The sequence below is a fragment of the Pseudidiomarina halophila genome, from assembly GCF_003987215.1.
Taxonomy (GTDB): domain Bacteria; phylum Pseudomonadota; class Gammaproteobacteria; order Enterobacterales; family Alteromonadaceae; genus Pseudidiomarina; species Pseudidiomarina halophila.
Genome location: NZ_PIPW01000002.1, coordinates 261,737 through 274,738, shown reverse-complemented (window position 1 = coordinate 274,738; position 13,002 = coordinate 261,737). Strand labels below are relative to the sequence as shown.

At 51.1% G+C, this 13,002-nt stretch carries 8 protein-coding genes; 3 read left to right on the top strand and 5 right to left on the bottom strand.

What is annotated here, in order from left to right; genetic code table 11:
• Positions 1-44 precede the first annotated feature (44 nt).
• A complete protein-coding gene (locus tag CWI69_RS07275; RefSeq protein ID WP_126763329.1) occupies positions 45-545 on the bottom strand; it encodes a TIGR00645 family protein in 501 nt (166 codons plus the stop codon).
• Between the two features lie 177 nt (positions 546-722).
• On the opposite strand from CWI69_RS07275, the gene CWI69_RS07270 reads away from it, so the two are divergent.
• Together CWI69_RS07270 and cydB are read left to right on the top strand one after the other, a co-directional pair.
• On the top strand, positions 723-2,126 hold the full coding sequence (locus CWI69_RS07270) for a cytochrome ubiquinol oxidase subunit I (RefSeq protein ID WP_126763327.1): 1,404 nt from the start codon (positions 723-725) through the stop codon (positions 2,124-2,126).
• A gap of 2 nt (positions 2,127-2,128) precedes the next feature.
• A complete protein-coding gene (gene cydB / locus CWI69_RS07265; protein ID WP_126763325.1) occupies positions 2,129-3,130 on the top strand; it encodes a cytochrome d ubiquinol oxidase subunit II in 1,002 nt (333 codons plus the stop codon).
• A gap of 103 nt (positions 3,131-3,233) precedes the next feature.
• On the opposite strand, the gene CWI69_RS07260 is transcribed toward cydB, so the two are convergent.
• Positions 3,234-4,055: a prephenate dehydratase gene (locus CWI69_RS07260; RefSeq protein ID WP_126763324.1), complete on the bottom strand. Its 822-nt coding sequence runs from the start codon at positions 4,053-4,055 to the stop codon at positions 3,234-3,236.
• A 168-nt stretch (positions 4,056-4,223) separates the two neighbouring features.
• Between CWI69_RS07260 and CWI69_RS07255 the strand changes: the two genes are divergently transcribed.
• Positions 4,224-5,615 (top strand): amidohydrolase family protein, encoded by a 1,392-nt coding sequence (locus tag CWI69_RS07255; protein WP_241971062.1) that lies wholly within the window; start codon positions 4,224-4,226, stop codon positions 5,613-5,615.
• A gap of 2 nt (positions 5,616-5,617) precedes the next feature.
• Here CWI69_RS07255 and pbp4b read toward each other — a convergent pair whose 3' ends face one another.
• Genes pbp4b through CWI69_RS07240 form a run of 3 tightly spaced genes read right to left on the bottom strand, consistent with a single transcriptional unit; the run spans position 5,618 to position 12,541 of the window.
• Entirely contained in the window at positions 5,618-8,077 is a 2,460-nt protein-coding gene (gene pbp4b / locus CWI69_RS07250; RefSeq protein WP_126763322.1) for a penicillin binding protein PBP4B, read from the bottom strand.
• Positions 8,074-9,639 carry a tryptophan halogenase family protein gene (locus CWI69_RS07245; RefSeq protein WP_241971061.1) on the bottom strand — a complete coding sequence of 522 codons (1,566 nt, stop codon included), beginning with the start codon at positions 9,637-9,639 and terminating at the stop codon, positions 8,074-8,076. The genes pbp4b and CWI69_RS07245 overlap by 4 nt, the downstream gene beginning before the upstream one ends.
• 22 nt (positions 9,640-9,661) lie before the next feature.
• Positions 9,662-12,541: a TonB-dependent receptor domain-containing protein gene (locus CWI69_RS07240; protein ID WP_198678917.1), complete on the bottom strand. Its 2,880-nt coding sequence runs from the start codon at positions 12,539-12,541 to the stop codon at positions 9,662-9,664.
• Positions 12,542-13,002 lie beyond the last annotated feature (461 nt).

The following is a 13,002-nucleotide window of genomic DNA, read 5'->3' as shown; positions in this document are numbered from 1 at the left end:
GGGGGAATAGCAACTTATCTAGACCAAACTCTTGGTTTTAGAGATTAATCGTTTGCTGATTTACGCGTAAGTTTGTCCAGATAGCCCATAGCGAAGGCTGAGCCGACAAACGTCAGGTGAATGATCACATACCATTTAATCTTCTCGACGCTGGTGTTTTCAGCATTCATAAAGACTTTGAGCAAATGGATTGATGAGATAGCAACGATGGATGCTGCAACTTTATTCTTCAATCCGCCAGAATCAATTTTCCCCAGCCAGGCTAGCTTTTCAGTGTCGCCGCTAATATTTAAGGTCGACACAAAATTCTCGTAGCCACTGAGCATGACCATCACCAACAAACCGCCCACCAAAGCGATATCGATCAGGGTCAGAGTGAGCAGAATCAAATCCACTTCAGGCATAGTGAAGATCAGCGGTATGGCATGAAACAGTTCCTGGAAGAACTTAATCCCCAACAACATAACAGCTAAACTCAAACCAAGGTAAATTGGGGCCAGCAACCAGCGCAAGCTGTACATCAGGTTTTCTACGATACGTTCCATGACTAGTCCTATTCGCAAAATCAGATGTCAGAGTTTAACGTGACTTGCTGCGACTTGCCATACATCACGTAGGGCATCGGATTATAAATGGTCTTAGAAAATTAATGGTTTTTACCTACACTTAATCATGGGATTACCTACACTTAAGTAGATTCTAAACCAATTGGAGCCACTGGCATGATTGAGAGTCTCTTCTCCACTGCGGATGCACTGTTGCTAGCGCGTATTCAGTTCGCGTTTACCGTTGCTTTCCACATCATATTTCCCGCCTTCACCATTGGCATCGCCAGTTATCTTGCAGTCCTTGAAGGCTTGTATTTAAAAACCCGCAATCCTGTCTATCAAAAACTGTTCCGTTTCTGGCTCAAAATCTTCGCGGTTGCCTTTGGCATGGGCGTCGTCTCCGGTATTGTCATGAGCTACCAGTTTGGTACCAACTGGTCGGTTTTCTCCGACAAAGCGGGTCCGGTTATCGGTCCACTGATGGGCTATGAGGTACTCACTGCGTTCTTTCTGGAAGCTGGTTTTCTCGGCGTGATGCTGTTTGGTATGAACCGGGTTGGCGAGGGTTTGCATTTCTTCGCGACCTTAATGGTCGCTATTGGCACTGCCATAAGTGCCTTCTGGATCCTCTCGGTCAACAGCTGGATGCAAACGCCGGCAGGATTTGGCATGAACGAGGTCGGCCAGTACATCGTCGAGGACTGGTTAGCGGTTATTTTTAATCCCAGCTTTCCTTATCGCTTTGTACACATGTTGCTTGCGGCCTATTTAACAACTGCTTTTGTTGTCGGTGGGGTTGGTGCCTGGCACCTGTTGCGTAATCGCAGTAATGCCGCCGCACGCAAGATGTTCTCGATGGCAATGTGGATGGCGCTACTTGTCGCACCCCTGCAGGTGGTAGTCGGCGATCTGCATGGTTTAAATACTCAGGAACATCAGCCAGCTAAAGTTGCAGCCATGGAGGGGCACTTTGAGTCTAAGCCGCGCGCCCCGCTGCATTTATTCGGGCTACCTAATGAAGAAACCGCGCGGGTCGATTACGCCCTGAGTGTCCCCGCCCTTGGCAGTCTTATTTTAAAACACGACATAAACGCAGAAGTTACCGGACTTGATGCGTTCCCCCGTGATGAGTGGCCACCGGTTGCCATTGTGTTTTGGGCATTTCGGGTAATGGTGGGCATCGGCATGCTGATGCTCGTGGTAGGCGTTTGGGCTGGTATCCAGCGGGCACGCGGTAAACTTTATCAGGCCTCCAGGTTACATAAGTCGGCGGTGCTGATGGCGCCGGCAGGTTTTGTCGCCGTGATTGCCGGCTGGATTGTCACCGAAGTCGGCCGCCAGCCCTGGGTCATCTATGGATTACTACGCACCGAGGATGCCGTATCTGCAATTGCTGCAGAAGGCGTTGGGGGCAGTCTACTTGCCTTTATTGCCGTTTACTTCCTGGTGTTCGGTGCAGGTACTGTTTATATCTTGCGGAAAATGGCAGCCGACCCCGACCAGGTTCATATACCTGATTACGCAAAACACCAGCATGCCGGCATGGCATCAGAGCGCTTAATGCACGAGGAGGATTGATCATGGATTATGCATTAATTTGGGCCATTCTTATTGCCATCGCCGTGTTTGCTTACGTTGCCCTGGACGGTTTTGACCTTGGTGTCGCTATGCTTTTCCCCTGGTTCAGGAAAGAAAACCATCGCGATATTATGATGAATACTGTCGCTCCGGTGTGGGATGGCAACGAAACCTGGCTGGTGCTAGGCGGTGGCGGTCTTTTAGCCGTATTCCCTCTGGCCTATGCAGTGCTTATGCCCGCGTTGTATATGCCGGTTATTGCGATGCTGCTCGGTCTTATCTTCCGTGGTGTTGCTTTTGAGTACCGCTTCAAAACCAAAACCAGTAAGCATCTATGGGACCTGTCTTTTATTCTGGGATCACTGGTCGCGGCCTTAAGTCAGGGTATCATGCTCGGCGCAATGCTTCAGGGCATCAAGGTTGTTGACCGTGCCTATGCCGGTGGCTGGTTTGACTGGCTGACCTGGTTCTCATTGTTCTGTGGTATTGCGGTGGTGATTGGCTATGCCCTGCTCGGTGCCACCTGGTTGGTAATGAAAACCGAAGGCGAGCTGCAACGCAGAAGCTACGGCCTCGCTTTCAGGTTTGCGCTGGCTCTGGTCGCTTGCATCGCCTTCGTCAGTCTTTATTTACCCTGGCGCAGTAGCGCTATTGCTGACCGCTGGTTCAGTTTTCCGGCATCGATCTGGCTGTGGATTCTGCCACTGGTATTAGCGGGCGTAACTATCGGTTTGTTACGGGCATTGAAACAGCGTCGCCACGTCAGTCCCTATCTCTGGTCACTGGGTTTATTCCTGGTCGCGTTTCTGGGCTTTGCCGTGAGTATTTTCCCTTATCTCGTGCCGCGCGCGATTACGCTCTGGGACGCTGCCGCTCCGGACAATAGTTTAGTGTTCTTATTGGTTGGCGCCGTGATACTTTTACCTATCATCTTTGCCTACACTGGCTACACCTACTGGGTGTTTCGCGGCAAAGTTCGCGAGGATTCGGGGTATCACGACTAATGAAGCGTCAAACATGGCGGCGGCTGGGCTGGTTTCTTCTGCTGTGGCTGGCCGGCGTTGCTGCGGTTACAGCTGTGGGTTTAACCATTCGCTGGGCGCTGCTCTAAACAGCGCCCGCGTTTGGGTAACTGCCTAGTAGCATCACCTTATTGCGCAACTTGATGAGCGTTAACGCCGCGCGGATGGCGGTATCTTCGTGATGCCCTTCACATTCAATATAAAAATGGTACTGCCCGAACGCCTGCCCGGTCGGCCGTGACACCAGCGAGGTTAAGTTGACCCGGTAAGCAGCAAATACCTGCAGATGCTCGACCAGAAGTCCCGGATGATCAGTGTCATCGATGATCAATAGCGACGTTTTATAGCGCACGTCCGAAGCTCTGGGTACGCTGTTACCCTTTGCCTCCCGTACTGCCACGAACCGGGTTTCGTTGTGGGCGTAATCGGTCACGTCGTGCTGCGTATGCGCAAAATTGTGATCGCCCAGACAGTGTTCGGGCACCACCGCCGCCGCAGGTTCGTGACTTTGCAGCAGTAACTGCAATGCTTCACTGTTGCTGGCGGTATTCATAACAGGTACATCGTACTGGCTCAGGCACTCACTGCATTGTCCCTGGGCCACAAACTGTGCATAAATTTTCGCCGGAGAACGATGGTTAGCAACCAAAGAAAAACGTACAGGGATCGATAATTCAGCGATGATCTCCAAGGGCCTTTTGACAAAAGTATCAATCACCGGCGAGACCACTCCTTCAACGATATTCTCAATAGGGACTACCGCAATATCCGCCTCTTCCGGTACGGCTTTTAATACCCGTGCCAGAGCCGGATAGAACTGTAAGGTATAGTTATCCAGTTGCCGCCCGTACTCACACGCCGCAATTTCAGAAAAGGTGCCCGCTGGGCCGAGAGTCGCAATACGCATGGTGAATGAATGTCCTCCTGGTTCACCTGCTAAGGTAAACAGGATTGCTGATTGATGCTAGTGCTGTTCGCAATTGTTTTGCAGATCGCATTGCTGCTGCTATGAAAAATTGGTGGCAGTGCATTTATGTAATATGCTGAAGTCATTAACGCACTCGAGGATTAAGTTATGTTCCAGGTATGCAAACATCTGCTATTGGGCGCCGGCTTGTTCGTGGTTTTGGGCTGCTCACCCGAGCCCGCAGCATCCGTTCAGGCAATGGGTGATCCGGTAACGGCTGCTGACACTGTCGTCAGCGGTGTGAACGTGATCACCTGGCAGAACGAGCAAGCGACACTGCTTGAAGACGCCAGCATCGCGATTCAGGACGGTCAAATTGTCGCCGTCACGCCGACGCTAAATGCCGCCATGATTAATGAGTTCACACAAGTTATCGATGGTAACGGCGGTTATGTACTGGCGGGATTTACCGAAATGCATGGGCACGTTCCTGCGGCGGTTGATTTTGGTGGCATGCCCTCCAGCTATGCCGACGACATGCTGTTCCTCTACGTCGCCAATGGCGTTACCACGGTACGGGGGATGCTCGGCTACACCGATCAGCTGCAGCTAAAACAAGATATTGCTGCGGGTAAACGTGTCGGGCCAACATTATTTCTGGCCGGACCGAGTTTTAACGACGCCACTGTCGAGTCACCGGAACAAGCCGCGGCGCGGGTACAGGAACATGTTGCCGAGGGCTGGGATTTGCTCAAGATTCACCCGGGACTGCAGCTTGAAGAATACCGTGCCGTTGCGGCAGCGGCGCGAACTCTGGGTATTGATTTTGCCGGTCACGTGCCGGTCGATGTCGGGCTTAAGGTCGCCATGGAAGAAGGCCAGCGTACCATTGACCATCTTGACGGCTACCTGCGTTACGTCGATGCCATTGACCGCCCTGTTACCGCAAGTGAGCTCGCCATTTTGGTGGAGCTGACCCTGCAACACAACATGGTGGTGGTACCCACCCAGGCCCTATGGGCAACCTTAATAGGTGCAGGCGACCCAGAGTCGCTGGCGAGCTATGCGGAACTGGCATTAGTCCCAGAACAGGTACGGGAAGCTTGGCTGGCCTATTATCCGAACCGCGGCTCAAGTTATTTCAACGTCGAGCATGCTGCGGTACAGCAGAACAATCGCCGAAAGTTGCTTAACGCACTTTATGAAGCCGGCGCCGAAATTATCTTTGGTACCGATGCACCACAACTGTTTAGTGTACCGGGCTATTCAATTCACCACGAAATTCGTTACATGCAGGCCGCAGGTATGCCCCTTGAGGCGATTTACTACAGTGCCACGGCAGCCGCAGGAGAGTATTTCTCCAGTTACGAAAACGCACCGAAGCTGGGTCATGTCGCCACCGGTTATCAGGCCGATTTCATGTTGCTGGAAAAGAATCCATTAGTTTCTGCCAGCGCCCTGAAGCAGCCGCGCGGTGTTATGGTACGCGGCCAATGGTTTGACCGCGCTACCCTTGATGCACGAATTACGGAGATCCGCGCGCGTTACCAGAGTCCTTAAGACTACTGCGTCTCTAGCACAGCCTCGTAAACGGCAGTCATTACGCTGCCGTAATTACCGGTTTCGAAGGTCTTGCCGAGAAACTCAATGTCCCCATTTTTTTCTGTGGTCGGGCTATGCCGGGCATTGGTCAGCAAGATGATGCCCAGGTCCAGCGCTGGATCGACCACAGTGGCAACACCGGTCCAACCGGTATGACCAAATGCCTGATGGCTGGCGTAAGGACCAAAATGCCAGCGCAATTGTCCGTCGGCGGCACGACGCCAGCCTAAACCGAAGGTACGCTCGTTCTGATGCGGCTGGGTAAAGGCATCAAGCACGCTGGGTTCAAACAAATGCACATTGCCATAGCCGCCGCCGTTCAACAGCGTCTGAATCAGCACGGCTAAATCCGGGGCGGTAGAAAACAAGCCCGCATGACCGGCAACCTCATCCATCGCGTAGAAGGCTTTTTCATCGTGCACTTCGCCTTGCAGGGTGTAGGTGCGCACGCCCGGGAAGTCAACAACACCGCCGCGGGTATTGCCCTGCAGTTCTGTCGCTGCGATCTCGGTTGGCTGCCGTCCTTTGCGTAAAGGCGCAAACAGGGTGTCATGCAGACCCAGAGGTACGTATATGTTCTGCTCCGTATATTGATCGAGCGGCATGCCGGTGATGCGTTCAATAATGGTTCCCAGCAGCATAAAGTTAGTATCACTGTAGGTGGCACGTACCCCCTTACCAACATCAAAAGGCACGCGAGTCGCCATCAAACGCTGGGTCTTTTCTTTTTCCAGCGAATAGAACCCCTTACCCAGTTTATTATCGGGGTCGAAGAAGTGTACCTGCGGCGCATAACCGGAATGATGGTTGAGCAAGTCTTCCACCGTACGCGCTTCGCGACCGTTACCGCGGTATTCAGGCAGGTAATAGTAAATCGGCTTCGTCACGTCCAGCAGGCCACGTTCCACCAACTGCATCATCGCCATTGAGGTGGCGAACGCTTTGGTATTTGAGGCGACGTCGAACAAGGTATCGGGCTGCATCGGCGTGGGGTTAGCGAGGGGCTGCCCCTGCTCATCGTAGCGCCGCGCGTAGCCGTAGGCACTGTGCTTAATAATTTTGCCGTCTTTAACAACCAGCAACACTGCGCCGGGGAATCCGTTTGCGATATCTTCTTCGATAAGGCGGTCAACTTCTTTAAATTTGCCGCTATAGTTGGTAGTCCCGTCAATTAACCGCGGATAAGGAATACGCACATCAAGGCGCGCACCTTCGGGCTCTACCGACTTCACATGGAAGGTGTTGATACCGTTCTGGGTGCGCCGATGGAGCGAATACTCATAGGTTTTTTCCGCTAACAGGGGCGTTGCAATGTTGAGGGTTTCGCCATTCACTTCCAGCACTGCGGTAACGTCCTGTTCGCTGGAAAGTACAAGCTCGCCCCGGCCACGATAGCTTTTGAATGCGGCCTTATCATTCACTAATTCACGGCTGGAGCGTTGCGCTTCAGGCTCCGGGAAGCTTGCATCAACTTGACCGTGCTTAGGCTCCCAGGCCGGTGCAGGACGCGCGGCAACTTCGGCTTGATAACGTTCCCATAAGGCTTCAAGTTTTTCCGGAAAGTACTTTTCTAATAGCGCGAACAGCGCTGCGCTGGTTTGACTATCTGCCTTACCCGTTACCTGCCACGGCAAAAAGTGCATTTGGAAAGCTGATACGGTACTCGCCGTGGTTTCGTCGTAGACACCCGTTTCAGTAACGCCATAGCCATAGGCATTAAACGCGGCTTGCAACAACCCGGTATTAACGGGCTGCTGGTTAAACTGCTTCCAGTAGCGTGCGAGGGTCTCCTGTTCGTACCAGGCACCAACACCTTGTTGATACAGCTGGTACCAGGGAAAACGTGGACCCGGATCGTTTTTCCGCGTTGGGGCAATATCTGAGTGCCCCACTACTGCGGTTGGATGAATATCAGGATGGCGCGCAAGAATCTCCTGCGCTAACTCGATCACCTTTTCAATCTGCTGTGGGTCATAATCCGGGAAAACGCACAGGCGATTTTCACCATGTTCCGCCCGTGATGTCTGCTGGGTGGTATCCCACTCACACTGCGGCACATTAACAATTTCGATACCGATGGACTGATCATTGAGGTCAGTACGCCCCTGCCAGTAGCTGTCACCCGCGTGCCAGGCCCGTTCCGACTCATCGACCAACTGAAAAACCTTGAGTTCATCATAGGGATAGCTTGGGTCTCCGGATTCCGGCACCAGGTAATGAGAGCTCAGCCCTTTTGGCTCAACCAGTACGTCCACACTTTTACCATAATCGATTGCGGTGTAGTGCATGACCAGCAACTTAATACGGTGGTCATAATTGGCAGACGGCATTTGCTCATAATCGGCCAGCATGCTGCAGCTATTCAGCGCGAACAGCGCCAACATGGCAATACTAAAAGGTTTCAAAAAAGTACGTGTCATGGGGCTTTACAATGCTCTTTAATAAATTGTTCGTGGGTCGGTAGCTGGGCGACTGACTGTGCGAACACCCGTTGAATCGTTTGCAGGTGCTGTTGCAAGGTCGCGGCCGGCATTTGCTCGGCCAGTGGATGCACATTTGCAGGGCGGAGCCCTTGTCCCTGAAACATCGAGAACCAGCTGATTTCATTAAACAGCTCATTATTGCTGTTACGAAAAACACTGGCGTTTTCCTGATACAGATCGAGTCGTTGCTGCAGTGAATCCGGAATTTCCATATCGCGGCAATAACGCCAGAATTCCGAGTCGTCCCGGTTTGTCAGTTTGTAATGGCACATCACAAAATCACGGATATTGGTGATTTCTTCAGCGGTAAACCGGTTAAATGCGGCCGCACGCTCGCTTAACTCGCCCTGCCCTGGCAGTAAACTGATAAGTCGCATGATGCCAGACTGCGTGAGCTGCAAGCCGGTAGACTCTAACGGTTCAATAAAACCGGCGGATAAGCCAATTGCAGCGCAGTTATGGCGCCACGCCTGATCACGGCGGCCGTTGATCCAGCGCAAATGGTTGGCTTTACTGTCATGGTTACCGATAGTGTCACGGAATTCCCGCTCAGCCTTTTCTGAATCGGTAAACCGACTCGAGTACACCCAACCCTCACCTGTGCGGTGCTGCAACGGAATACGCCAGCGCCAGCCCTCGTGATGAGCAATCGAGCGGGTATAGGGCAGGATATCAGCGTTATCATGCTGACCTGGCAACGCCACCGCGCTGTCACATGGCATCCACTTACGCCAGTCGTGGTAGCTTACATCTAGCGCTTCACCAATAAGCAACGCCTTAAAGCCGCTGCAGTCGATAAAGAAATCGCCGGCTAACTCGCCATTCTTCTCAAGCATTAACGCATCAATCGGGCCATGCTTGACCTGCTGTTTGGCTTCGACCATGCGATCGTCTAGTGCCACCACACCCCGTGCAGTAGCGTATTTTTTCAGGTATTGCGCGTATTTCAGTGCATCAAAATGATAGGCGTACTTAATATGCCCCAACGGACTGCGTTTGTCGGCAATCGGCCGGGTAAATTTATGTTCAATTGCCGCCCGCCATTCCAGGTTGAGATCGCTGAGCGGCATCGCATCAGCCTCGCCCTGCTCGCGCTGGTGACGTAAGTAGTAATGATGGAAATGCACACCATGTAAGGTGACACCATAAGGGCCAAACGGGTGCATATAGAAATCACCGATGTTCTGCCAGTTTTCAAACGCAATGCCTAACTTGAATGAGCCATTGGTTTCACGCAGAAACTCGTCTTCGTTGATTTCGAGAAGTTGGTTGAATTCGCGAATGCCTGGAATGGTGGCTTCGCCAACAGATACGGTGCCGATCGCTGCGGATTCGACTAAGGTAATTCGGTACTTTTGCTGGTCAAGGACTTTGCTCAATGCGGCAGCAGTCATCCAGCCTGCCGAGCCCCCACCTAAGATAACGATTTGATACGGATGCGTCATCGAATTGTTCATCAGAGGACCAAAATAGATGCGGCCAGCCGAGGCTGACCGCATTGTTGCTTTATCACCGTGCGACTTAGAAGTTGTAAGTCAACTGCAGGGTGTATGAACGCCCGCGTGGATCTGCTACGCGAGGGTCAAACGCTGCACCAGGAGAGTAATCGTTCTGGTGTGCAGTGAACGGTGGATCGCGGTCAAACAAGTTCTTGATGCCGAATGTCACATCAATGTCTTCCCACGCCATGTAGCGTAAGCTGTAGTTATAGATTGTATAACTACCGACTTCACCGTCAAAGTACGCTGGGGTTGCGATACCTGAACGTACACCTGGTGGGATCTCATCGTCATAGCTATGACGATAAATCTGTGTCAGGTTATGCGCAAAGTCGCCTTTGGCGTAGTTGAACATAATGGTGTGTTTCCAACGCAATGGAATGTTACCACGTGAGTGGGTACCCACCAGGTTGTCACCCCATGCCGCGTTGTCGAGCAGCTTTTTCTTATCTTCAAGCAAGTAGCTACCGTTGAAGTTAACATTCCAGACACCGCCGGCCAGTTCGCCGTTGCTCTGAATGCCTAATTCAATACCACTTGTTTCACGGCCACCAGCGTTGATATAACGTGAATCGATGGTGACCAGTTCGCCAGCTTCGTTACGGATGAAGTTTTCTTCAAACAACTCGTAGTTTTCCAACAAGTCACGGAAGCTAGGAATCTGAATAGTTCCATCAATTTCGATACGCCACCAGTCGACATTCATCGAGAAGCTGTCAGTCGGTGCATAAACAACACCAAAGCTTTGTTGCTTCGACTCTTCAGGACCTAAGTCTTCTTTACCACCGAATAAGCGTGTTGGCTGAATTGGTTCGTCACATTGAGGGTCGCTTGCATCGACTTCACCACCTGGGCAGTCGCGTGGATCTGCGAGATCCTGACCCGTGTACGGCTGTTCAGACACACCGTTATAAAGCTGGTTAAACGAAGGTGTACGGAAACCGGTGCTGTATGCACCACGTACCAGTACTTCTTCGACTGGGGTCCAGACTAAGCCTACTTTAGGATTAGTGGTGCCGCCAAAACCATCGTAGTGGTCATAACGAACCGCAAGGTTCATTTCAAAGGTATCTACAATAGGTACCAGAGCCTCGGTAAAGACTGCTTTCACGGTACGATCGATATCTTCCAGTTCATTGGCGTTATCAAAAGGCGCACCATAGATTTCTGGGCGGTCTGCTGCTTCGCGACGGTCGCCATTGAATTCATAACCTTCATTACGAATATCAACACCAGCTGCAACATAAACGTTACCGCCACCTAAGCCCAGGTTCCAGCCACTATCACCCGTGATCGACGCGTCGAACTGGGTCATTGTGGTTTTACCACCATAAAGAATAACGCCTTCAGCAGAAGCGGCTGCTAATGCTGCCATACCAGCTTCAGTTTGCGACTGATTTGGTAACAGGAATGGGTTGATATCACCGCTACCGATACCTTGCGCTAACAATGAGGTGTAATGGTAACCGCCACCAAGTTGCGACTGAGATTCGTTGGTTGCATGGCCTAAGCCGACACGGTAATCCCAGAATCCGATAGTACCTTCAACACCAAACTGAATTTTCATTGCTTCAGTTGTGGTTTCGATCTCACGAGGTCCACAGTCCATACAACGCCAGCGATAGGCAATTGGCGCACCAATATTCAGCTGATCAGCACCGTAGAACGCTGATAAGGCGTCAACGATATAGTCGTAAGAAGCGCCTGTGCTAGGGTAATAACCCTCTGAGCCAATTGACCAGGGAGTAATCTGGTTCGGTTCAAAGACTTTCTGCGACGTCACGTCTGAGCCCATGAACTCAACAAAACCTTCTGCATTGTCACCCAGCACCATGGTGCCGCGCGCAACAAAGTCGATGCTATCGACCGGCTGCTGCAATGCTGCGGCACGTGGATAATCCCAGGCACAGCTCACACCAGAGTTCCGTTCACGGTTCCACAACTCTGCAGCATCAGGGCCCATGTTCGGATACACGTCACAACCTGGCATGCCAGGGAGAGCAAGCACGTTGAGTACGTCGTTAATCCGATCTGGGTCGCCCGGGTATTGTAAGCCGGTACCAATCAGGTTGTAGTTTGGTGAGTTAGGATCATCACCACCTGGACGGTTGTTCAGTGATGCGAATGGTGTACCACGCGTATCTGGCGACAAGCCGCTTTCAGGTTGGAAGGTGTTGGTAAAGTCACGCTCAACACCGCGCAGAATTTCTGCTTTGCGGTAGGACAATGACGCCATTACGTTATAACCGTCGGAATAAAGATCACCTTTACCTGCGAGTACGTTGAAACGGTAGATATTACCGCCACCGGCTTCGGTGTGATCAACGAAAGTACCAACTTGAGCACCCTGGAAGTCTTTTTTCAGGATGAAGTTGATTACACCACCGATCGCATCAGTACCGTAAACGGCTGAGGCGCCGTCACGTAAGATTTCAACGCGTTCGATAGCAGAAAAAGGAATAGAGTTTAAGTCAACAGAACGACCTTTAAGGCCGTGGGTTGCAGTACGACGACCGTTCAGAAGAACCAGTGTCGAGCCTGAGCCCTGTTGGCGCAAGTTAGCTGTTGAAGCACCGTTATTACCGCGCTCTTCACCACTTACGATACCCGTGTTGCTGCTTAGGTTGTCATTTGAATTTGAAGCAACGTTAAGTTGTAACATTAACTGTTCGGCAGTTGTAATACCTTGCGCATCAATATCTTCGCGCGAGATAACAGTCAGCGGCAAATCGCCTTCCATTGCTGTACGCTTGATGCTTGAACCCGTTACCTGAATTCGTTCAACTTTTTCTGCTTCTTCGTTTTGCTGTGTGTTCTCTTCTGGATCAACATCTTGCGCATAAGCGAGGCCGCTCATACTTGTTGTCAATCCCAGCACGAGTGCTATTTTATTGAGTTTCACTTTGCAATCTCCGCTCGTTGTAAGAATCTGATGCGTAGCGTCACTACGCTTTGTTTTTATAATCTCTGCCGTGTATCGACGACTTACCACAACCGATGAAAAAATCCATCATGAGTTGAAAGTACCACATATTCTTATAATGTAAATAATAAATTATTCCAAGCCGTTTCGTATGTAATTTTTATGCGCCAGGTCAAGAGCCCTGATTTTTCACCGAATTTTATTGAATAATTACCGCTGCTTATGGTTTTTAGGCTAATTTGTTGCGGAATGTTTCTTTCGTTTTAACACCGCATAGGTGCTCTTGTTATTTCAATTTATTCTAACAAAAGCGGCTTTTATTCACCTCTGCCACAAGACTTCATTTGTTTCTCAAGGAATAATTTATTTTTAGCTATTCCTCACGTAGGATACCTGCCAGACCTTAATCAGCTGAGTATAGTCATGTTTCGTACCTTTGT